Origin of the sequence: Streptomyces sp. NRRL F-5650 (genome assembly GCF_000721365.1) — a bacterium.
GTDB classification, from domain to species: Bacteria; Actinomycetota; Actinomycetes; order Streptomycetales; family Streptomycetaceae; genus Streptomyces; species Streptomyces ardesiacus.
Map to the genome: position 1 here is coordinate 139,728 of NZ_JOGV01000008.1, position 21,285 is coordinate 161,012.

Consider the following 21,285-nt stretch of genomic DNA (forward strand, 5'->3'; position numbering starts at 1 on the left):
ATACGTTCTGTGACCGTGCACCCTGCTCCAATGTCCTGTTCACCCACGTCCCCCGGGACACCGACACGGGCAGGGGGCGCCGCACCGTGGACCCGGTGATCATCACCGGAGCGGGGCCCGTCGGGCTCACGCTCGCCCTGGCGCTGGCGCGGCAGGAGGTGCCCTGTGTCGTCCTCGACGAGGGCCCGGGCAAGGACGAGCCGCGCCCCGCGCGCACCGTCGTCCTGCGCGAGGAGGCCGTCGCGCTCGTCGAACGGCTGACCGGCGCACCGCTGGCGGGGCTGGGGTCGCGTTGGGCCGGATGGCGGGCGATGCGGCGCAAGCAGGTGACGCGGGAGGTCGCGTTCGGCGACGCCGAACCGTCCCCCCTGCACATCGCCCAGCACGAGCTGACCGGTGTCCTGCGCACGGCGCTCGCCCGTGAACGGCTGGTCAGGGTCGCCGTGGACAGCCGGCTGGACGGCATCGAGCAGGAGAAGTCCGGCGTCACGGCCCACACCCGCGGCCCCGCCGGCACCTGGTGGCGCGGCAGTTACCTGGTCGGCTGCGACGGGCCCCGCTCCACCGTCCGCAAGCTCCAGGACATCCGCTTCCCCGGCCGTACGGCGGTGGAACGATACGCCGTCGCCGCCCTGCGCACCGAACTCCCGTGGACCGGCGAGGCACTGCTGCACCGCATGCCGCCGTGGCGGACGACCGGGCCGTCGGCCGGCGAGGTGGTCGGCCGCCCGCTGCCGGACGGCGTGTGGCGCCTGGACTGGCTGCTGCCGCCCGGCAAGGACCTGGTCACGCCGGAGCTCCTGGTGAACCGGGTCCGCGAGACCCTCACCGGCTGGGCCGAGGGCGCGACCCCGGCCTACGAGCTCCTCGACACCGGCGTCCACACGGTCCACCACCGGCTCGCGCGCCGCTGGCGGGTGGGCCGCGTGCTGCTCGCCGGGGACGCGGCCCACCTGCTGGGCGCGCTCGGCACCCAGGGCCTGGAGGAGGGGCTGCTGGACGCCGACAACCTCGCCTGGAAACTGGCCCTGGTCTGGCATCACGGACCCCGCGAGGCACTGCTCGACAGCTACCAGACGGAGCGGCGGGCAGCGGTCTCCGCGCGGCTGCGCGCCGCCGACCAGGTGCTTCCCCTGCTCCGTGGCGGCGGCGGGCTGCGCTCCTACGTCCCCGGCGCGGCCCGCGGCAACGACGCGCTGCTGGCCGACGGTCACCTCGGGCGCGGGACGCTGGGCGCGCCGGGGTCGTACGCCGGCTCGCCGCTGGCACCCGAGGGCCTCGCCGGTGAGGTGTCCGTCGGCACACCGCCCGGGGCGCCCGTCGCCGACGTGCGGGTCACGGCGGAGGACGGCACCTTCGTGCGGCTGCGCGACCGGCTGGGCCGCGGGGCCCTGCTGGTGGTGCTGATCGCGCCGGGCACGGGGGTGTGGGAACGCAAGCACTGGGTGACGGCCGGGATCATGCCACGGCTGGCGGCGGCGGTGACGGCGCTGCCCCACCGCGCCGAGCTGCTGGTCGCCGAGAGCTATCCGGGGGCGGCGGCCCACACCGTGCTGCTGGTGCGGCCCGACGGTCACCTGGTCACGGCGCTGAACGGGGTGCGCCCCGCCGACCTCTACGCCGCCGCGGAGAGCGCGCTGGGCGGCACTGCCACGGAGGCCGAGGAGGGGGCGGGGGCGGCAGCCGGGTCCCGCTGAGCGGGCCGCCGCACGGGGCCTCCGGCCACCGGGCGGCGGCTCGTGCTGTCCGCATGGTGACGCTGAGTTGACCGGTGCGCACCGTCGTGGTCTACTCCGGATCGTGACCGACACCTGTGTGCGCCTGTGGCGGAGGGTCCATATGGACCTCGTCCGCTATGCGGGCTGCGTGTGTCGTCCGTCCTGCTGACTCGCATCCCCTTCTCCGCGCCCTCCGCAGCTCCTGCCTGCCGCCGCGCGTTCCCTCGCGAACTCCCAGGACGGTACCCGTGTCCCTCCCCTCCCTTTCCCCTGCCTCCGCTTCCACGGCCGCCCCGACGCAGGCCGAACTCCTCGGCTTCGTCCGGCGTGCGGCCGCCGACGCCGAGCTGATCACCTCCCTGCCGCTCGACCCCGAGGGCCGCACGTGGGTGCGGCTGGCCGGGCCCGGCGGCAGCGAGGCCTGGCTGATCGGCTGGCCGCCCGGCACCGGCACCGGCTGGCACGACCACGCCAACTCCGTGGGCGCCTTCGTCACGGCCTCGGGCGAACTCAAGGAGAACGCGCTCGCCGCCCGCCTGCCCACCGACGGCTGGAAGACCCTCGAACTCAGCGACGGCGTGGACCGGGAACGCCGGCTGGTCGCCGGCCAGGGCCGCGCCTTCGGCCGGCACCACGTGCACGAGGTCCTCAACGAGTCGTCCGACCGCCACGCGGTCTCCGTGCACGCCTACTACCCGCCGCTGCCCCAGATCCGCCGCTACAGCCGCAGCGGACAGGTGCTGCGTCTGGAGCAGGTCGAGCGCCCGCAGGACTGGCAGTGACCGGGCCCGTCGGCATCGACGCCCTGCTGGAGCGGGTGCGCTCCGGATACCGGCGGATCGCACCCGACGAGGCGTACGACGCCGCCGAGGCCGGTGCGGCACTGCTCGTCGACATCCGGTACGCGGCCCTGCGCGAGCGGGACGGTGTGCTTCCCGGCGCTCTGGTGATCGAGCGCAACGAGCTGGAGTGGCGGCTGGATCCGCAGGGCAGCCACCGCCTCCCGGAGGCCACGGACCACGACGTGCGGGTGATCGTGGTGTGCGACGAGGGCTACGCCTCCACTCTGGCGGCGGAGTCCCTGCACCGGCTCGGTCTGCACCGGGCCACCGATCTGATCGGCGGCTTCCAGGCGTGGCGCGCGGCGGGCCTGCCGGTGACCGCCGAGAAGCCATAGCCCGCGGAACACGTCGGCCTGCGCGTTCTCGCCGGCCCTGCGGGGACCGGTCCGGCAGCCCGGCCGCGGGCGCGCGCCGGGGCGGGCAGGTCGCGGCGGGAGGGACGACGCTCAGAACCCCTCGTCGCCGAGGTACTCCGTGTCCTCGCCCTCCTCCTCCAACGCCTGGCGGACCACCCGCAGGGCCATGCCCTCGGGGTAGCCCTTGCGGGCCAGCATGCCCGCGAGGCGGCGCAGTCTCTTGTCGCGGTCGAGGCCCCGGGTGGCTCGCAGCTTGCGGTCGACGAGGTCGCGTGCGGTCTCCTCCTCCTGCTCGGAGTCGAGCTGGGACACGGCCGCGTCGATGAGCTCGCCGTCGACACCCTTGGTGCGCAGCTCCCGGGCGAGAGCCCGTCTGGCCAGGCCCCGGCCGTGGTGCCGGGACTCCACCCAGGCCTCCGCGAAGGCACTGTCGTTGATCAGGCCGACCTCCTCGAACCGGGACAGCACCTCCTCCGCGGCCTCGTCGGGGATCTCCCGCTTGCGCAGGGCGTCGGCCAGTTGTCTGCGGGTGCGCGGGGTCCCGGTGAGCAGGCGCAGGCAGAGCGCCCGTGCCTGCTCGACCGGGTCCCGCGGAGGTTCCCCCTTCTCGGCCCTCGACGAGGAAGTGGCACCTCCGTCCTCGGCGGACGGCTCCGCACGCTCGCGCCGCCGGCGTCCGCGTGCGCCGCCCGCCCCCCGGCCCCGTCCGCCTGCGCGGCGCGCCCCGCCGTCACCGTGGCGCACCTCGTCGTCCTCGCGGGCACCCGTGGCGAAGGGGTCCGTCTCGTACGGGGCCGCAGCCGCCCCGTACGCGCCGTCGCCCGGTCCGGCGGAGCCGTCGGTGTACTCGGCCCAGTCGGTTCGTCGGGTCACGGGTCAGCTCTTGGCTGCCGCGGCCTTGGACTTGGTGGCCTTGGCGGTCGTGGGCGCGGGCACCGCCGGTGCGGTGTCGGCCGGAGCGGCGGGGGTGGCGTCCGTGCCGGTCTCGGTGGCCGGCTCCTCGGGACGCACGCCGACGCCCAGCTTCTCCTTGATCTTCTTCTCGATCTCGTTGGCCAGGTCGGGGTTGTCCTTGAGGAAGTTGCGCGCGTTCTCCTTGCCCTGGCCGAGCTGGTCGCCCTCGTACGTGTACCAGGCGCCGGCCTTGCGGACGAAGCCGTGCTCCACGCCCATGTCGATCAGGCCGCCCTCACGGCTGATGCCCTGGCCGTAGAGGATGTCGAACTCGGCCTGCTTGAAGGGCGGCGCGACCTTGTTCTTGACGACCTTGCAGCGGGTGCGGTTGCCGACCGCCTCCGTGCCGTCCTTCAGCGTCTCGATGCGGCGGATGTCGATGCGCACCGAGGCGTAGAACTTCAGCGCCCGGCCACCGGTCGTGGTCTCCGGGGAGCCGAACATCACGCCGATCTTCTCGCGGAGCTGGTTGATGAAGATCGCGGTGGTCTTGGACTGGTTGAGCGCACTGGTGATCTTCCGCAGGGCCTGGCTCATCAGGCGGGCCTGCAGTCCGACGTGGCTGTCGCCCATCTCGCCCTCGATCTCCGCGCGCGGGACGAGCGCGGCGACGGAGTCGATGACGATGAGGTCGAGGGCGCCGGAGCGGACCAGCATGTCCACGATCTCCAGGGCCTGCTCGCCGTTGTCCGGCTGGGAGAGGATCAGGTTGTCGATGTCGACGCCGAGCTTCTTGGCGTACTCGGGGTCGAGGGCGTGCTCGGCGTCCACGAACGCGACCTGGCCGCCGGCCTTCTGCGCGTTCGCCACGGCGTGCAGGGTCAGGGTCGTCTTGCCCGAGGACTCGGGGCCGTAGATCTCCACGACCCGGCCGCGCGGGATGCCGCCGACGCCGAGGGCCACGTCGAGCGCCGTCGAACCGGTCGAGATGACCTCGATGGGCTCCCTCGACCGTTCGCCCATGCGCATGACCGCGCCCTTGCCGAACTGCCGTTCAATCTGTGCGAGCGCGGCGTCCAGGGCCTTCTCGCGGTCGGTTCCTGCCATGGGTTCCACCCGGTTTGCTTGATTCGATCGCTTCACGTCAAAGACGCTAATGCCTGCCACTGACAATGGGCCCCGATGCGGGTCCGGCCTGTGGATAACCCAGGTGCATATCCACCCGAAACCACTCGAATCACCCGTCGCGTGCCCTGCCGGAGCCTCCATAAGAATGGATGTTCGATTTTTGTGTCAAGCGACCACGCGGCACCTCCGAGCGTACTTCTCCATGCCGCCGGCCCCTGGGGCCCGCGTCCTCGGTTCCGCCCGTGGTTCAACGGTTCCGCCCGTGGCTCAGCAGGGCGGGGTACAGTCCGCTCCTCCGGCCAGGGAGGACTCATGGCGGCCAAGTGGAGCTTGACGATCGACTGCGCGCACCCGGCGGACCTGGCGGCGTTCTGGGCGCTGGCGCTGGGCTACGCGGAGAAGCCGGCCCCCGCGGGGTTCGGGAGCTGGGAGGAGTGGTTCTCGCACCACGAGGTGCCGCGGGACGAGTGGGACGACGGGGCGTACCTGTCGGATCCGGACGGCGCGGGCCCCGCCCTGTCCTTCCTGAAGGTGCCGGAGCCGAAGGTGGTGAAGAACCGGCTGCACCTCGATGTGCAGGTCGGCGGCGGCCGTGAGACACCGTGGGAGGTGCGCTGGCCGCGCGTGGTCGAGGCGGTGGAGCGGTTGACCGCCGCGGGCGCGACCGTGGTCCGCGAGGAGCTGTTGCAGGGCAGACCGGATCACGTGGTGATGGCGGACCCGGAGGGCAACGAGTTCTGTCTGGTCTGACGGCCCCGGCCAAAGCGGGCTCGGCACCGGGCTCCGCACGGAGACCGGCATGCCGACCTGCCGGTCATCAGGACCCCTCGTCCCCCGTCTCCTCCGGTCCGTCCGCCCCCGAACGGTCCTGCTCCGGGTCCCGGGCCCACAGCCTGCGCAGACGCGCGGGCCGCGCGGGCCCCGTCCGGCGTATCCGGCGCCCGTGCACACGCGGGTCGTCCGTGACGTCGTACCGCTTGACGTAGGCCCCCAGGAACGCCTGCAGCGTGGCGACCGCCGGGATGGCGATCAGCGCGCCGACGGCACCGAGCAGGGCGGTGCCCGCGATGACGGAGCCGAAGGCGACGGCGGGGTGGATGTCCACGGTCTTCGCCGTCAGCTTGGGCTGCAGCATGTAGTTCTCGAACTGCTGGTAGACCACCACGAAGACCAGCACCCACAGCGCGTACCAGGGATTGACCGTGAACGCGATCAGCATGGGCAGCGCGCCCGCGAGATAGGTGCCGATGGTCGGGATGAACTGCGACACCAGGCCGACCCACACGGCGAGCGCGGGGGCGTAGGGCACCTTGAGGATCTCCAGGAGGATGTAGTGCGCGATGCCGGAGATCAGCGCCATCAGCCCGCGTGAGTACAGGTAGCCGCCGGTCTTGTCCACGGCGATCTCCCACGCGCGCAGGACCTCGGCCTGGCGGGCGGGCGGCAGGACGGAGCAGAGCCCGCGCCGCAGCCGGGGGCCGTCGGCGGCGAAGTAGAACGAGAACAGCACGATCGTCAGCAACTGGAAGAGACCGCCGAGGACCTGGGCCGACACGTCCAGGACGCCCGTCGCGCTGTTCTGCACGTAGTTGCGCAGCCAGTCGGAGCGCAGCAGCCCCTCCTGGATGTCGACCCGTCTCAGCTCGGTGTGGAAGTGGCTGTTGACCCAGTTGATGACGGAGTCGAGGTAGCCCGGGAACTCCTCGACCATCTTCACGATCTGGCCGGCGAGCATGGAGCCGAGCAGCGTCACGAACCCCGCGGCGGCGATCAGCACGGCGAGGAAGACGAGGAAGGTGGCGAACCCGCGGCGCAGACCGCGCGCGGACATCCAGCTCACCGCCGGTTCGATGGCCAGGGCCAGGAAGAACGCGATGAGGATGTTGATCAGCAGCCCGGTGAGCTGGTGGAAGGCCCAACTGCCCAACCGGAAGGCTGCGATGAGCGCGAGGGCCAGCACCATGGCGCGCGGGAGCCAGCGCGGCATGCGGGCGCCCGGCCCGGCGGGAGCGCCGTCGGTCGGGGGCCCGGCGGGCGGCGTCGAGCCGGCCGGGGATGCGTGCCGGGTCGCCTGCCCGGTCTCGTCAGTGGATGGCACGGAGCAAGTGTCGCCCACGCGACTGACAGGCGGGCCCCGCCCGGCGATCTTCGTGAGAGTTCACCGCTTCTCCCGCGGCACGTTCATGACGGTGCACACCACCCGCCACACGTCCTTGGCGTCCCAGCCGGCGTCCAGCGCCTCGTGCACCGTACGCCCGCCCAGCTCCGCCATCACGTGATCGCGCGCGAAGGTGTCGGCGTACCCCGGACCGAAGTGGTCCGTCATCCGCTCCCAGAAGACCGTCAACCGCATGCCCCCAGTATCCCGCCCCTGAGAGTGGGCCTTGGGCCGGGACCACCGGACGGAACCGCTTTCCGGCCTACGGTCTGTCCCATGGCCGAAACCGGAGCGTCTCCGCTCCCCGCGATCCCGCCGCCCGCCGCCCCCCGCACCCCGGACCCGCGGTCGCCGCTCGCGCGCGCGGAGCGCTTCGTGTGGCTCACCGCGCGCGTACTGGAGCAGCGGCTGTTCGCCCATCATTTCCGCGGCGGGGACCGCGGCCCGGTGGAGGCCGCCCTGGACGCCTACCGGAACGAGGACGGCGGGTACGGCCACGGGCTCGAACCGGATCTGCGCGGCCCGCTCAGTCAGCCGCTGCACACCGCCCGCGCCCTGGGCGTCCTGGACGCCGTCGGTCTCTGCGGCGGGCAGCGGGCCGAGCGCGTGTGCCGCTACCTGACCTCCGTGTCCACCCCTGACGGCGCCCTGCCGCTGGTCCGCGCGGGCGGGGAGACGGGTCTGGCCGCGCCCTTCGTGCCGTTCGTGACGGGCCCTCCCGGTGAGCTGCTCGCCACGGGGCCGGTGGTCGGTCTGCTGCACCGCAACGAGGTCTGGCACGCCTGGCTGTTCCGCGCCACCGACTTCTGCTGGCGGGCGGCCGAGTCGCTGGAGCCCTCCTGCCCGTACGAGGCGGAGGCCGCCGTGGCCTTCCTGGACAGCGCTCCGGACCGGCGGCGCGCGCAGGCCGCGGCCGGCCGGCTGGGCCGACTGGTGCGCGAACGGCACCTCGTCGTCATGGCCCCGGACGCTCGCGACGCCTACCCGGCCGCTCCCGGCTGCGCGCCGGACGGGCACCTTTTCCCGTACGACTACGCGCGGGATCCGCGTTCGCTCGCGCGCGCGTGGTTCACCGACGACGAGATGGCCCGCTCCCTCGACCTCCTCGCGGCCGGGCAGGAGGACGACGGCGGCTGGCCCGTCCGCAGGCCCCGCTGGGCCCCCGCCCCGACCCTGGAGGCTCGCGGCCGGGTGACGGTCGAGGCGCTGCGCACGCTCCGGGCGTACGGCCGTCCCCTTGGCTGACCCGCCGGTCCTCGGGCGGTCAGCCGCCCATGGCCCGTACGCCCGCGGTGACGACCACGGCGGCCGCGACGACGAGCAGGAAGGGCGCGCGCAGCAGCAGCGCGACGGCTGCCGCGGCGACGCCCGCGGCCCGCGCGTCCAGGACGAGTGCCTGTCCGTCGGCGAAGGTCTGCTGGGCGGTGAGCGCCGCCAGGAGGGCGACGGGCAGCAGCGCGGCGAGGCGCCGGACCAGGGGCCGCTCCAGCGCGCCGGCGGGCACCAGCAGCCCCAGGAGCTTGACGGCGTAGCAACCCACCGCCGTCACGCCGATCGCGATCCATATGCTCATCGCCGACCCTCCCCGCGGCCTGTTCCGGCGTCACTCGCGCGGCGTCCGCGCGCCCACAGGACGAGCGGCGCCGCCAGCGCCGCGACCAGGACGGGCACGCCTGCGGGCAGCACGGGCAGCAGACCGAGCCCCAGGAGGACGGCGAGGGCGGCGACGGCGCGCTCCGTCGTGGTCTTCAGCATCGGCGCGAGCAGCGCCAGGAAGACCGCGGGACCGGCCGCGTCGAGCCCCCAGGCGTCGGTGTCCCCGATGGCCTCCGCGCCGAGCGCGCCGAGCAGGGTGGTGAGGTTCCACAGGACGTACAGGGTGAGTCCGGTGACGGTGAACCCGATCCGGACGGCGCGCCGCGTGGGCTGGGCGAGGGCCACGGCCGTCGTCTCGTCGATGACCCACTGGGCGGCCAGCGGCCGCACCGCGCGCGGGAGGGCCAGCAACTGCGACAGCCGCAGCCCGTAGAAGGCGTTGCGCACGCCCAGGAAGAACGCCCCCGCCGCCGCGGTGAGCGGGTTCCCGCCGGCCGCGAGGGCGCCGACGAGTGCGAACTGGGACGCGCCGGTGAACACCAGGAGGCTGAGGGCGCAGGTCTGGGCGAGGGTGAGTCCGCTGCCGGCCGAGGTCACCCCGAAGGCGAACCCGGACAGTCCGACGGCGACTCCGACTCCGAGGGCGTCCCGCACGACGGCGGCGTCCGGCTTGCCACCGGGGGCCGCGCCCGCGCCGGGTGCGTCGGGAAGGGCTGTCTGTTCTGTCACGCCTCGAACGGTAGGAGCAGCTCCGACCGCGTGTCTTGTACGTTCTTGCGCTCCCGCTGGTAGGCACCGGGCGGTACGCCGACGATCCGCGCGAAGTGCCGGTTCAGGTGGGGCTGGTCGGTGAAACCCACGGCGACGGCCGCCTCGGCCGGGGACGTCCCGGTGTCCAGCAGCCGGCGCGCCCGGCGCACCCGGGCGTCCGTCAGCCAGGCGTGGGGCGGCATGCCGTAGGCGTCCCGGAAGGCGCGCAGCAGGGCGAACGGGCTGCTCCCGAGTTCCCCGGCGAGCCGCTCCAGGCTCGGCGGGTCGGCCATCCGCTCCTCCAGCACGGCACGCGCGCGTGCCGCCGTCCCGGCACCGGCCGTACGCACCGGGCGCCGGGGCAGCGACCCGCCGTTCAGCCGCAGCAGCCGGGTCACCGCCACGCGCAGCAGGGTGTCGGCGGCGAGCGCGTTGCCGTCGTCGGCGGCCCGCAGCACGCGGTGCACCAGCTCGACGGCGTACGGGTCGTCGAGCACCGGCCGGACGAACCCCGGGGTACCGCGCAGCGTCGTCGTCTCCGCCGCTATCCGGGCCACCAGCTCGGGCGCCGGGTAGACGGCCCCGTACCGCCACCCCTCCGGCACGCCCGCCCGACCGGTGTGCGGGGTGTCGGGGTTGACCAGAGCGAGCGAACCGGCACCGGCGTACTGGTCGCCCCCGCCGTGGTGGAAGACCTCCACGCCGTCCGCGATGGCGGCGATGACGAAGTGCTCGTGCGTGTGGCGCACGAAGGTCTTGCGGATGTACTGGGCGCGGAGCAGGTCGACGTCGGGCAGCTCCGCGTAGCGCCAGTGCCGTGCCCGCTCACCCGATCCCGCCATGTCCCCCATTCTCCGCCCACCGGGTCGGGCCTCGGGCGAGGGCCCGGGTGTACGTGACGGCGCCGACCCGCCCACCATGCATGCCCCGCGTACCGGCCGCGAGCCGACCCGGTCCCCCTCCCGCCCGGCGCTCGCCCGCCTCCGGACCGGCCCCGACCGGCTGTCCGACCGGCTCGTCCGCCCGGCCCGAGCCGACCGGCCCGTCCGCCCGGCTCGGGCCGATTGTCAGTGGCCGGGTGCACGATGGATCCATGGTCAGCTCCGCACACCGAGCCCTCGACGGCTTCTCCCCCGCGACCCGCGGCTGGTTCACGGGGGCCTTCTCCGCGCCCACGTCCGCCCAGGCGGGCGCGTGGCAGGCCATCTCGCAGGGTTCGGACGTGCTCGTGGTCGCCCCCACCGGGTCGGGCAAGACGCTGGCCGCCTTCCTCGCAGCGCTGGACCAGCTCACCTCGACGCCCCCGCCCGCCGACCCCAAGAAGCGCTGCCGCGTCCTGTACGTCTCGCCGCTCAAGGCCCTGGCCGTCGACGTCGAGCGCAACCTCCGCAGCCCGCTGACCGGCATCCGCCAGGAGTCCGTGCGCCTCGGCCTGCCCGAACCCGAGGTCAAGGTCGGCATCCGCTCCGGCGACACCCCGGCCGCCGAGCGCCGTGCCCTGGCCACCCGGCCGCCGGACATCCTGATCACCACCCCGGAGTCACTCTTCCTGATGCTGACGTCGGCCACGCGCGAGGCACTGACCGGCGTCGAGACGGTGATCCTGGACGAGGTGCACGCGGTCGCGGGCACCAAGCGCGGCGCCCATCTCGCGCTCACCCTGGAGCGGCTGGACGAGCTGCTGCCCAAGCCGGCCCGCCGCATCGGGCTGTCGGCGACGGTCCGCCCGGTGGACGAGGTCGCCCGCTTCCTCGCCCCGCGCGGCCGGGTGGAGGTCGTCCAGCCGGAGTCGGGCAAGGAGTTCGACCTGTCCGTCGTCGTCCCGGTCGAGGACCTCGGCGAGCTGGGCGGTTCCCCGGTCGCGGACGGCAATGACGGCGCGGAGCGCCCGTCGATCTGGCCGCACGTCGAGGAACGGATCACCGACCTGGTCCAGTCGCACCGCTCCACGATCGTCTTCGCCAACTCGCGGCGGCTGGCCGAGCGCCTGTGCAACCGGCTCAACGAGATCGCGTACGAGCGCGCGACCGGCGAACCGCTCGACGAGCACCACTCCCCCGCCGAGCTGATGGGCGGCTCGGGCGCCGCCCAGGGCGCGCCGCCCGTGATCGCCCGCGCCCACCACGGCTCGGTCTCCAAGGAGCAGCGCGCCCAGGTCGAGGAGGACCTCAAGGCCGGCCGGCTGCCCGCCGTCGTCGCGACCTCCAGCCTGGAGCTGGGCATCGACATGGGAGCCGTCGACCTGGTCGTCCAGGTCGAGTCGCCGCCCTCCGTCGCCTCCGGCCTCCAGCGCGTCGGCCGCGCGGGACACCAGGTCGGCGCGGTCTCCACGGGCGTCGTCTTCCCCAAGTACCGCGGCGATCTGGTGCAGTCGGCGGTGGTCACCGAGCGGATGCGCAGCGGCGCCATCGAGGCGCTGAGAATCCCCGCGAACCCGCTGGACGTGCTGGCCCAGCAGTTGGTGGCGATGACCGCGCTGGACACCTGGCAGGTCGACGACCTCCTCGCCACGGTCCGCCGCGCCGCGCCCTTCGCCTCGCTGCCGGAGTCGGCCTTCACCGCCGTCCTGGACATGCTCGCGGGCCGCTATCCCTCCGACGCCTTCGCCGAGCTGCGCCCGCGCGTGGTGTGGGACCGGGTCGCCGGTACGGTCACCGGCCGCCCGGGAGCGCAGCGGCTCGCCGTGACGTCCGGGGGCACGATCCCCGACCGCGGGCTCTTCGGCGTGTTCCTCGCCGGTGCCGATCCGAAGAAGGGCGGCGGGCGGGTCGGCGAGCTGGACGAGGAGATGGTGTACGAGTCCCGCGTGGGGGACGTCTTCACGCTCGGCACCAGCTCCTGGCGGATCGAGGACATCACGCGCGACCGGGTCCTGGTCTCCCCGGCGCCGGGCGTGCCGGGCAGGCTGCCGTTCTGGAAGGGCGACCAGCTCGGCCGTCCCCTGGAGCTGGGCCGCGCGCTGGGCGCGTTCCTGCGCGAGGTCGGTTCCCTGTCGCGGGAGGACGCCCGGCTGCGCCTGGTCGCCGCGGGCCTGGACGCCTGGGCCGCGGACAACGTGCTGTCGTACCTCGACGAGCAGCGCGAGGCCTGCGGCCACGTCCCCGACGACCGCACCGTCGTCGTCGAGCGCTTCCGGGACGAGCTGGGCGACTGGCGCGTCGTGGTCCACTCCCCCTTCGGCGCCCAGGTCCACGCCCCCTGGGCCCTCGCCCTGGGTGCCCGGCTGACCGAGCGCTACGGCATGGACGCGCAGGTCATGCACGCCGACGACGGCATCGTGCTGCGCCTGCCGGACGCCGACCTGATGGGCCTGGACTTCCTCGACCAGGACCCTGCGAAGCCGGGCCTGGAGTACGACGCCGAGAAGGCGCCGGTGGGCGCGGCCGACGTCGTCTTCGACAAGGGCGAGGTGGACCGGGTCGTCACCGACCAGGTGGGCGGCTCGGCGCTGTTCGCGTCCCGCTTCCGTGAGTGCGCCGCCCGCGCGCTGCTGCTGCCCCGCCGCAGCCCGGGCAGGCGCACCCCGCTGTGGCAGCAGCGACAGCGGGCCGCGCAGTTGCTGGAGGTGGCGAGCGAGTACGGCTCGTTCCCGATCGTCCTGGAGGCCGTCCGCGAGTGCCTCCAGGACGTCTTCGACGTGCCCGGTCTGGTCGAGCTGATGGGCGACGTGGAGACCCGCAAGGTCCGCCTCGTCGAGGTGACCACCCCCGAACCGTCCCCCTTCGCCCGCTCGCTCCTGTTCGGCTACGTCGCCCAGTTCCTGTACGAGGGCGACTCACCGCTCGCCGAGCGCCGGGCCGCCGCCCTGTCCCTGGACTCCCGGCTGCTGGCCGAGCTGCTCGGCCAGGCGGAGCTGCGCGAGCTGCTCGACGCCGAGGTCCTCACCGAGCTGGAGCGCGAGCTGCAGTGGCTCACCGAGGACCGCCGGGTCAAGGACTCCGAAGGCGTCGCCGACCTGCTGCGGGTGCTCGGTCCGCTGACGGACGCGGAGCTGGCCGAGCGGGGCGCCGAGCCGCAGTGGGCGCCCGAGCTGGCCGCGGCCCGCCGCGCGATCAGGGTGCGGATCGCCGGCGCCGACCACTGGGCGGCGATCGAGGACGCGGGCCGGCTGCGCGACGCGCTGGGCACGGCGCTGCCCGTCGGTGTGCCCGAGGCCTTCACCGAGCCGGTCAAGGACCCGCTCGGCGACCTCCTGGCCCGCCATGCCCGCACCCACGGCCCCTTCACGTCGGTCACCGCGGCGGCCCGCTTCGGGCTGGGCGTGGCGGTCACCGAGGGCGCCCTGCAGCGGCTCGCCGGGGCGGGACGGGTCGTACAGGGCGAGTTCCATCCGGCGGGCATCGGCCAGGAGTGGTGCGACGCGACCGTGCTGCGCAGGCTGCGCCGCCGTTCCCTGGCCGCGCTCCGGCACGAGCTGGAGCCGGTGGCACCGGCCGCGCTCGGCCAGTTCCTCCCCCAGTGGCAGCACATCGGCAAGGGGCACACCCTGCGCGGCACCGACGGACTGGTCCGCGCCGTGGAGCAGCTACAGGGCGCCGCCGTGCCCGCCTCCGCGCTGGAGAAGCTGGTCCTGCCCTCCCGCGTGGCGGGCTACAGCCCGGCGATGCTGGACGAGCTGACGGCCGCCGGTGAGGTGGTGTGGGCGGGAGCGGGTTCGCTGCCCGGCAAGGACGGCTGGGTCTCCCTCTACCTGGCGGACGCGGCCCCCCTGCTCCTGCCGCCCCCGCATCCCCTGGAGACCACCGCCCTGCACGAGTCCGTGCTGAGCACGCTCTCGGGCGGGTACGGCCTGTTCTTCCGGCAGATCGCCGACCAGGTCCGCGCCACCACCCACCCCGAGGCCACCGATCCGCAGTTGGCCGACGCCCTGTGGGACCTGGCCTGGTCCGGACGGCTGACGAACGACACCCTCGCGCCCCTGCGCTCCCTGCTGGGCTCCGGACGCACCGCGGGGTCCACCGCCCACCGTGCCAAGCGCGCGGTGCCCCGGGGGCGGTACGGCTCGCTGACGGCCGCCGCCCGCCCGGCGTCCCGCACCGGCCCGCCGACGGTCGCGGGACGCTGGTCGCTGCTCCCCGCCCGCGAGGCCGACGGCACGGTGCGGGCCCACGCCCTGGCCCGCACGCTCCTCGACCGGCACGGTGTGGTGACCCGCGGCGCCGTCGCCGCCGAGGGCGTGGAGGGGGGCTTCTCGGCGGTGTACCGGATCCTGGCCGCCTTCGAGGAGAGCGGCCAGGCACGGCGCGGCTACGTTGTCGAGGGGCTGGGCGCGGCACAGTTCGCCATGGAGGGCGCCGTGGACCGGCTGCGCGCGGTGGCGAACGCCCGCGACCGCGGGGACGACGCTCCCCCGCCCGCGATGCCAGTGACCGGCGCCCCCGACCCGGGCGGCCCCGCCACACCCGCAGCCGAGCCCCCCTTCGCCTCCTTCCCCGACTTTGCCCCCGGCGACCTCGAGCACCCCGCGTCCAGCCATCCCCCCGACGACTTCGACGCATCCGACGACGTCTTCGCCGACCCCGGCCGCCTGGGCCGTTCTCCTTCCCGGGGCGACTACATCTCGCCGCGCGACTACGCCGAGCCGGGCGCCGGCGGCCCGCGCGGGGGCGGCGGGCACAGCGGCCCCGGCGGCCCGCGCGGGGCGTACGGCACCGGATTCCCCGGCCGGCGCGAGGGCACCGCCCCCGGGCCGCGGGCTGTCGTCCTGGCCGCCGCCGATCCGGCGAACGCCTACGGCGCGGCCCTCGGCTGGCCCGAGCCGCCTGCCGGCGCCACCCACAAGCCCGGTCGCAAGGCGGGCTCCCTGGTGGTGCTGGTCGGGGGTGAGCCGGCGCTCTACATGGAACGCGGCGGAAAGACGCTCCTTCTGTGGCCCTCCGACTCCGACCGGCTGCCCACCGAGGACGCCCGCCTGCGAGCCGCCGCCCAGGCGCTCGCCGAGTCCGCCCGCGCCGGTTCCCTCGGCACGGTCACGGTGGAGCGGATCAACGGCGCGGCGGCCCTGACGTCCCCCTTCGGCCCCCTGCTGGAGGGAGCGGGCTTCGTCGCCACCCCGCGCGGTCTGCGCATCAGGGCGTGACCCTGTCACCCTTGGACCATGCCCGAAGGAGACACGGTCTGGCAGGCGGCGCGACGGCTGCACGACGCCCTCGCGGGCAAGGTCCTGACCCGCAGCGACTTCCGCGTCCCCCGGTACGCGACGGCCGACCTGTCCGGCCGCACGGTCCTGGACGTCACCCCGCGCGGCAAGCACCTGCTCACCCGCGTCGAGGGCGGCCTGACGGTGCACTCGCACCTGCGCATGGACGGCTCCTGGAAGGTGTTCGCGCCCGGTCAGCGCTGGAGCGGCGGCCTCGCGCACCAGATCAGGGTCGTCCTCGCCACCGCCGACCGCACGGCCGTCGGCTACCGCCTCCCGGTGCTGGAAATCCTGCGCACCGCCGACGAGCGGCGGGCCGTCGGCCATCTGGGCCCGGACCTGCTCGGCCCCGACTGGGACCCGGTGCGCGCGCTCGACAACCTGCGCGCGGACCCGGGCCGTCCGCTCGGCGAGGCCCTGCTCGACCAGCGCAATCTGGCCGGTATCGGCAACGTCTACAAGTGCGAGCTCTGCTTCCTCCTCGGCGTCACGCCCTGGCTGCCGGTCGGGGAGCTGTCCGCCGACCGAGCCGCGCGGCTTCCCGCACTCGCGCACAGGCTGTTGGACGCCAACCGGGACCGCCCGGTCCGCCGCACAACGGGTCTGCGCGGCCACGACCTCTTCGTGTACGGCCGGGCGCCCCGCCCCTGCCTGCGCTGCGGCACGTCGGTCCGGGTGGCCGACCAGGGCGACGGCTCCCGCGAGCGCCCCACGTACTGGTGCCCGACCTGCCAGCCGGGGCCCGCACCGCGCCCCGGCAGCCCGCCGGCCCCACGGATTCGGCGCCGTACGGGCGGCTGAGGGGGCCGGGAGAGGCTCAGCCGGCGGTGACGAGGGCGTCCATCTGACCGGCAGCCTCGCGCATGCCCTCGTCCATGCCCATCGACATGAGCTGGTCCATCTGCTCCCGGGTGTCGAAGACCGCCCGCATCTCCAGGCGGGTGCCGCCGTCGTGCTCGGTGAGCGTCACCCGGTTCGCGGTCGTCGGCATCGCGGCGTTCGGCACCCCGTGCTCGTCGGCGAACCCGTCGGTGAACTCCAGCGACCGAGGCTCGTCGACCGTGGCCACCCGCCACCAGCCGCGGTACTTCTCGCCCTGCGGGCCGGTCATGTAGTACGTGACGTCCCCGCCCGGCGTCAGGTCGTGCTCCTCCACCGTCGCCGGGAAGGACGGGGGTCCCCACCAGCGCTCCAGTTGCCGTGGATCGGCCCACAGCCGCCACACCCGTTCCACGGGGGCGCCGAAGTCGGCGACCAGGGTGAGGGTCAGCCGGTCGAGGTCCTTGTCCACACTGGTGACAGTCATCGGCTCCGTCCTTCCGTCGGCCCGTTCGCTTCCCCCGGCCGGTTCGCCTCCGCCACCCCGTTCGCCTCCGCCAGCCGGTTCGCTTTCCCCGGCAGGTTCGGCCCGTCATCCGGCCACGTCCCCCACAGGGCCCGTCGCCACCGCCCGGCTTCCAGCGCACCCACGGCCCGGCGCCGCGGCACGCAGTGCACCGGCAGCACGCTCAGCCCCCACCCGCCGACCGCGACCGCCCCTTCGACCACCCCGGCGCCGGGCGCCAGCGCCAGCCGCAGCACGGCCCACCACCACAGCGCGCAGCAACCCAGCGCGACCGCTCGGCGGGCCGTCCGCGCCGCCATCCCGAGTCATCCGTTTCCGGCCTGGAACATCCAATGCTGCTTCTCGAGATCGGCCGTGACCTGGATGAAGATGTCCTGGCTCACGGGATCGGGCTCCCCGCTCGCCGCTATCCGCTCGCGCATCCGCCCGATCACCGCACCCAGCGCGTCCACGATGGTCTGCACGGCGGCGGTGTCGTCGACCCAGCCCTCGGGCGTCACGTCGATGCCGCTGCCGACGGCGACCGTCGCGGCCCGCCCGTCCGGGGACACGCCGAGCGCCGACGCGCGCTCCGCCACGGTGTCCGAGTGCGCCCGGGCGGTGTCGACGAGTTCGTCGAGCTGGAGGTGTACGGAGCGAAAGCGCGGACCGACCACGTTCCAGTGGATCTGCTTCGCCACCAGGGCCAGGTCGACCAGGTCGACGAGGGCGCCCTGCAGCGCCTCGGAGACGGTCTTCAGGTCCGCGTCGGACAACGGGCTCTTCACGACGTACATGCACGCCTCCGTCGGTTCGTCCCCCGGCCATCTCCCTCCACGATGACCGCACCCGCACGGACCGGCAAACGGGCGCAGGCGGCTTCGACGGCGCCCGCGACGGCCCGCAGGACGCCCCCAGGCGTGCGAAAGCCCCGGCCACGTCACTCCGGTCCTCCGGAGCGACCCCGGCCGGGGCCTCACACGCACACGTTCTCGGGGGCTCAGGCGGCGACGACGTCCACTGCCTCGGCGGGCGCCTTGATGGTGACCCGTTCCGGTGGCACACCGGACACCGAGACGGAACCCAGCATCGGGCGCACCGGTGCCGGTACGGTCTCGCTGGGCGTCGCCGCAGCGGACTGGGCCAGCTCGGCGAGGGCGAGTTCGTCGCTCACTTCACGCATGAGCTCGGACATCCGTACGTCCAGCGCGTCGCAGATGGCGGAGAGCAGCTCGGAAGAAGCCTCCTTCTGCCCCCGCTCCACCTCGGAGAGATAGCCGAGTGAGACTCGGGCGGACGAGGAGACTTCGCGCAGAGTACGGCCCTGGCGTTGGCGCTGCCGACGCAGCACGTCACCCAGCAGGCGACGGAGCAGAATCATCGGTGGCTCCCTCCTCGGACCGTGTAACCGCATCCTTCACGCCCCACCGTACCGCCTCGCGCCGCGGCCGTGCGGGGAGCGATGTCGTGTTCACTCAGGGCTGCAAACATCAAAACCCCCCGTTCCGTTCCGTATCCTGTGCCCGCTCATTCCCGGTCTGTTCGCTCGCAAGCTCCGTCAGAAGAAGCGCGAGTACGCTCCGTACACTCTCCATACGAATTTCCGCGCGGTCGCCGTTCAACCGCAGCGCCTCCACTTTTCCGCCGTCGGCGCAACCCTCGCCGGCCCCGTCCACGGCCACGAAGACCGTCCCGACGGGCTTCCCGTCCTGCGGGTCCGGGCCGGCCACGCCCGTCGTCGCGATCCCCCAGTCGGCACCCAGCGCCGTGCGCACACCTGCCGCCATCTGGGCCGCGACCTGCGGGTCGACCGCTCCCCGGGCCGCGAGCAGCCCGCCGTCGACGCCGAGCACTTCCCGCTTGAGTTCCGTCGCGTACGCGGTGACGGAACCCCGGAAGGCCTTGGAGGCCCCGGGGACCGCCGTGAGCGCGGCAGCGACCATTCCACCCGTCAGTGACTCGGCGACCGCGAGGGTCTCGCCCCTGACCGTGAGTAGTCGCACCACGTCGGCGGCCGTAGAACTCAAGCTTCCGTCTCCTTCAACGCCGCTCTGCGTTCGGCGATTCCCCGGCGGCGCAGCACAATGGCCTGCTTCACATAGTCCAGCCCGGTCGCCACGGTCAGGACGACCGCCGCGGCCATCACCCAGAACCTCAGGGTGGCCAGGGGCCCCGTGAGCGCCAGGACGTACATGCCGACGGCGATGCCCTGGGTGAGCGTCTTCAGCTTGCCGCCCCGGCTGGCGGGGATGACGCCGTACCGGATGACCACGAAACGCAGGACGGTGATCCCGAGTTCCCGGCCGAGGATGACGGCCGTCACCCACCACGGCAGGTCGCCCAGCGCGGACAGGCAGATGAGCGCCGCTCCCATGATCGCCTTGTCGGCGATGGGGTCGGCGATCTTCCCGAAGTCGGTGACGAGGTTGTAGGTGCGCGCCAGATGCCCGTCGAACAGGTCGGTGATCATGGCGATGGCGAAGGCGGCCCAGGCGAAGGAGCGCCAGGCCGGGTCGTACCCGCCGTTGCCGAGCATCAGCGCGACGAAGGCCGGCACGAGGAGCAGCCGGAGCATCGTCAGCAGATTGGCGACATTCCAGACGCTCGCCTGGTTGACGGCCGCGGCCGCGATCTTGCCACCCCGTCCGGGCGCTCCGCCCTCGGTCGCGCCCCGTTCCGCCCTGCCCCGGTTCACGGCGCCCGCCGGAGTCGTACACTCCCCCGGCTCCTGTGCCGCCCCCGTGCCGCCGCGCGGGCCGGTCCTGCTCGCACGGGAGGAGCCGCCCGCCGCGGACGCCGGGACTCCGGTCATCTGCCGGCCTCCTCACTCCACTCGGGCGAGCCCTGGAGCGGCTCGGCCACCAGGTCGACACCCTCCGTACCGACCACCTTCGCGTCGACCATACGACCCACACTCAGGCCCTCGCCGCTCGTGAGCAGCACCTGGCCGTCCGTCTCGGGCGCCTGGTGCTCCGCGCGGCCGCGGACGCCGTCGCCCTCGTCGGCCGGGTCCACGGACTCGACCAGTACCCGCACGGTCGCTCCGACACGCTCGTCGGCCCGCTGCGAGACCAGTTCCTCGGCGAGCCGGGAGACCCGGGCCAGCCGCTCGGCGACGACGTCCTCGTCCAGCTTGTCGGCGTAGGTCGCGGCCTCGGTGCCCTCCTCGTCGGAGTAGCCGAAGACGCCGATGGCGTCGAGCCGGGCGTGGTTCAGGAACCGCTCCAGCTCGGCGAGGTCGGCCTCGGACTCGCCGGGGAAGCCGACGATGAAGTTGGAGCGCACGCCCGCCTCGGGGGCCTTGCCCCGGATGGTGTCGAGGAGCTCCAGGAAGCGGTCGGTGTCGCCGAAGCGGCGCATCGCGCGCAGCACGTTCGGGGCGGAGTGCTGGAAGGAGAGGTCGAAGTAGGGCACGACCTTCGGCGTGGAGGTCAGCACGTCGATCAGGCCGGGGCGCATCTCGGCGGGCTGGAGGTAGCTGACCCGCACCCGCTCGATGCCGTCGACCTCGGCGAGGTTCGGCAGCAGCGACTCCAGGAGGCGGATGTCGCCGAGGTCCTTGCCGTAGGAGGTGTTGTTCTCGGAGACCAGCATGATCTCCTTGACGCCCTGCTCGGCCAGCCACCGCGTCTCGTTGAGCACGTCGCTCGGGCGGCGCGAGATGAAGGAGCCGCGGAAGGACGGGATGGCGCAGAAGGAGCAGCGCCGGTCGCAGCCGGAGGCCAGCTTCACCGAGGCGACCGGGGAGCCGTCCAGCCGGCGGCGCAGGGGCGCGCGGGGCCCGGAGGCGGGGGCGACGCCCTCGGGGAGGTCGGCCGGGCCGTGTCCCGGCAGGGCGACGGCGGCGCCGGCCTCCTGGCGCTCGGCGGGGCTGATCGGCAGCAGCTTGCGCCGGTCGCGCGGGGTGTGGGCGGCGTGGATGCCGCCGTTCAGGATGGTCTGGAGCCGGTCGGAGATGTCGGCGTAGTCGTCGAAGCCGAGGACGCCGTCGGCCTCCGGGAGGGCGTCGGCCAGCTCCTTGCCGTACCGCTCGGCCATGCAGCCCACGGCCACCACGGCCTGCGTTCTCCCGTGGCCCTTGAGGTCGTTGGCCTCCAGGAGGGCGTCCACGGAGTCCTTCTTGGCGGCCTCGACGAAGCCGCACGTGTTCACGACGGCGACGTCCGCTTCCTCGGCGTCCTCGACGAGCTTCCAGCCGTCCGCCTCCAGACGGCCTGCGAGCTCCTCCGAGTCCACCTCGTTACGGGCGCAGCCAAGGGTGACGAGTGCGACGGTGCGGCTTTCAGGCATGGGCTCAAGACTACTTCGTCCCGCCGACGGCCCACGTCGACGGGGTTGGCCGTTCCCTGCCGGCCCCGTGATCTCCCGCTGCCGCGATCC

General features: G+C 73.9%; 22 protein-coding genes. 8 read left to right on the forward strand and 14 right to left on the reverse strand.

From position 1 onward, the window contains the following. The first annotated feature begins 86 nt into the window (after positions 1-86). The 4 genes from IG88_RS0110395 to IG88_RS0110405 all read left to right on the forward strand — a co-directional run bounded on the left by IG88_RS0110395 (position 87) and on the right by IG88_RS0110405 (position 2,895). Entirely contained in the window at positions 87-1,697 is a 1,611-nt protein-coding gene (locus IG88_RS0110395; protein WP_031037894.1) for an FAD-dependent monooxygenase, read from the forward strand. Between the two features lie 118 nt (positions 1,698-1,815). Continuing rightward, positions 1,816-1,887 (forward strand): putative leader peptide, encoded by a 72-nt coding sequence (locus IG88_RS45110; RefSeq protein WP_309544753.1) that lies wholly within the window; start codon positions 1,816-1,818, stop codon positions 1,885-1,887. A 79-nt stretch (positions 1,888-1,966) separates the two neighbouring features. Then, the gene (locus IG88_RS0110400) at positions 1,967-2,500 is read left to right on the forward strand and encodes a cysteine dioxygenase (protein WP_031037896.1); all 534 of its coding nucleotides are present in this window, start codon (positions 1,967-1,969) and stop codon (positions 2,498-2,500) included. Then, positions 2,497-2,895 carry a rhodanese-like domain-containing protein gene (locus tag IG88_RS0110405; RefSeq protein ID WP_031037898.1) on the forward strand — a complete coding sequence of 133 codons (399 nt, stop codon included), beginning with the start codon at positions 2,497-2,499 and terminating at the stop codon, positions 2,893-2,895. Before IG88_RS0110400 ends, IG88_RS0110405 begins: the two co-directional genes overlap by 4 nt. Before the next feature lie 111 nt (positions 2,896-3,006). Here IG88_RS0110405 and recX read toward each other — a convergent pair whose 3' ends face one another. Both recX and recA read right to left on the reverse strand, forming a co-directional pair. Then, on the reverse strand, positions 3,007-3,789 hold the full coding sequence (gene recX, locus IG88_RS0110410) for a recombination regulator RecX (protein ID WP_031037899.1): 783 nt from the start codon (positions 3,787-3,789) through the stop codon (positions 3,007-3,009). 3 nt (positions 3,790-3,792) lie between these two features. After that, positions 3,793-4,917 carry a recombinase RecA gene (gene recA, locus IG88_RS0110415; RefSeq protein ID WP_031037901.1) on the reverse strand — a complete coding sequence of 375 codons (1,125 nt, stop codon included), beginning with the start codon at positions 4,915-4,917 and terminating at the stop codon, positions 3,793-3,795. A 333-nt stretch (positions 4,918-5,250) separates the two neighbouring features. Here recA and IG88_RS0110420 point away from each other — a divergent pair, with 333 nt between their 5' ends. After that, positions 5,251-5,688 (forward strand): VOC family protein, encoded by a 438-nt coding sequence (locus tag IG88_RS0110420; protein ID WP_031037903.1) that lies wholly within the window; start codon positions 5,251-5,253, stop codon positions 5,686-5,688. Between the two features lie 67 nt (positions 5,689-5,755). Here IG88_RS0110420 and IG88_RS0110425 read toward each other — a convergent pair whose 3' ends face one another. Both IG88_RS0110425 and IG88_RS0110430 read right to left on the reverse strand, forming a co-directional pair. Further along, entirely contained in the window at positions 5,756-7,036 is a 1,281-nt protein-coding gene (locus tag IG88_RS0110425; protein WP_199807437.1) for an AI-2E family transporter, read from the reverse strand. Positions 7,037-7,096: 60 nt separating this feature from the next. Then, positions 7,097-7,291 carry a DUF3046 domain-containing protein gene (locus tag IG88_RS0110430; RefSeq protein ID WP_031037914.1) on the reverse strand — a complete coding sequence of 65 codons (195 nt, stop codon included), beginning with the start codon at positions 7,289-7,291 and terminating at the stop codon, positions 7,097-7,099. Between the two features lie 81 nt (positions 7,292-7,372). Here IG88_RS0110430 and IG88_RS0110435 point away from each other — a divergent pair, with 81 nt between their 5' ends. Next, positions 7,373-8,341 (forward strand): hypothetical protein, encoded by a 969-nt coding sequence (locus tag IG88_RS0110435; protein ID WP_031037916.1) that lies wholly within the window; start codon positions 7,373-7,375, stop codon positions 8,339-8,341. A gap of 19 nt (positions 8,342-8,360) precedes the next feature. Here IG88_RS0110435 and IG88_RS0110440 read toward each other — a convergent pair whose 3' ends face one another. The 3 genes from IG88_RS0110440 to IG88_RS0110450 are packed head-to-tail and all read right to left on the reverse strand — an operon-like array spanning position 8,361 to position 10,284. Then, positions 8,361-8,669 carry an AzlD domain-containing protein gene (locus tag IG88_RS0110440; RefSeq protein WP_031037918.1) on the reverse strand — a complete coding sequence of 103 codons (309 nt, stop codon included), beginning with the start codon at positions 8,667-8,669 and terminating at the stop codon, positions 8,361-8,363. Continuing rightward, positions 8,666-9,421, reverse strand: a complete 756-nt coding sequence (locus IG88_RS0110445) for an AzlC family ABC transporter permease (RefSeq protein ID WP_031037919.1) — start codon at positions 9,419-9,421, stop codon at positions 8,666-8,668. Before IG88_RS0110445 ends, IG88_RS0110440 begins: the two co-directional genes overlap by 4 nt. Beyond that, a complete protein-coding gene (locus IG88_RS0110450) occupies positions 9,418-10,284 on the reverse strand; it encodes an AraC family transcriptional regulator (RefSeq protein ID WP_031037921.1) in 867 nt (288 codons plus the stop codon). Before IG88_RS0110450 ends, IG88_RS0110445 begins: the two co-directional genes overlap by 4 nt. 251 nt (positions 10,285-10,535) lie before the next feature. Here IG88_RS0110450 and IG88_RS0110455 point away from each other — a divergent pair, with 251 nt between their 5' ends. Both IG88_RS0110455 and IG88_RS0110460 read left to right on the forward strand, forming a co-directional pair. Further along, complete coding sequence (locus IG88_RS0110455) at positions 10,536-15,521, forward strand: ATP-dependent helicase (RefSeq protein WP_031037924.1); 4,986 nt, start codon at positions 10,536-10,538, stop codon at positions 15,519-15,521. Positions 15,522-15,539: 18 nt separating this feature from the next. Then, complete coding sequence (locus tag IG88_RS0110460; RefSeq protein ID WP_031037926.1) at positions 15,540-16,382, forward strand: Fpg/Nei family DNA glycosylase; 843 nt, start codon at positions 15,540-15,542, stop codon at positions 16,380-16,382. A 16-nt stretch (positions 16,383-16,398) separates the two neighbouring features. Here IG88_RS0110460 and IG88_RS0110465 read toward each other — a convergent pair whose 3' ends face one another. The 7 genes from IG88_RS0110465 to rimO all read right to left on the reverse strand — a co-directional run bounded on the left by IG88_RS0110465 (position 16,399) and on the right by rimO (position 21,195). After that, complete coding sequence (locus IG88_RS0110465) at positions 16,399-16,887, reverse strand: SRPBCC family protein (protein WP_031037929.1); 489 nt, start codon at positions 16,885-16,887, stop codon at positions 16,399-16,401. Continuing rightward, a complete protein-coding gene (locus tag IG88_RS44235; protein WP_078861461.1) occupies positions 16,884-17,225 on the reverse strand; it encodes a hypothetical protein in 342 nt (113 codons plus the stop codon). The genes IG88_RS0110465 and IG88_RS44235 overlap by 4 nt, the downstream gene beginning before the upstream one ends. A 6-nt stretch (positions 17,226-17,231) precedes the next feature. Continuing rightward, positions 17,232-17,702, reverse strand: coding sequence for a Dps family protein (locus tag IG88_RS0110475; RefSeq protein ID WP_031037937.1), 471 nt, complete (start codon positions 17,700-17,702; stop codon positions 17,232-17,234). A 203-nt stretch (positions 17,703-17,905) separates the two neighbouring features. After that, a complete protein-coding gene (locus tag IG88_RS0110480; RefSeq protein ID WP_031037941.1) occupies positions 17,906-18,286 on the reverse strand; it encodes a helix-turn-helix domain-containing protein in 381 nt (126 codons plus the stop codon). 109 nt (positions 18,287-18,395) lie between these two features. Next, positions 18,396-18,932 carry a CinA family protein gene (locus tag IG88_RS0110485; RefSeq protein WP_031037944.1) on the reverse strand — a complete coding sequence of 179 codons (537 nt, stop codon included), beginning with the start codon at positions 18,930-18,932 and terminating at the stop codon, positions 18,396-18,398. Beyond that, on the reverse strand, positions 18,929-19,717 hold the full coding sequence (gene pgsA, locus IG88_RS0110490) for a CDP-diacylglycerol--glycerol-3-phosphate 3-phosphatidyltransferase (RefSeq protein ID WP_031037946.1): 789 nt from the start codon (positions 19,715-19,717) through the stop codon (positions 18,929-18,931). The genes IG88_RS0110485 and pgsA overlap by 4 nt, the downstream gene beginning before the upstream one ends. Continuing rightward, positions 19,714-21,195 (reverse strand): 30S ribosomal protein S12 methylthiotransferase RimO, encoded by a 1,482-nt coding sequence (gene rimO, locus IG88_RS0110495; RefSeq protein ID WP_031037949.1) that lies wholly within the window; start codon positions 21,193-21,195, stop codon positions 19,714-19,716. Before rimO ends, pgsA begins: the two co-directional genes overlap by 4 nt. Between the last annotated feature and the right edge of the window lie 90 nt (positions 21,196-21,285).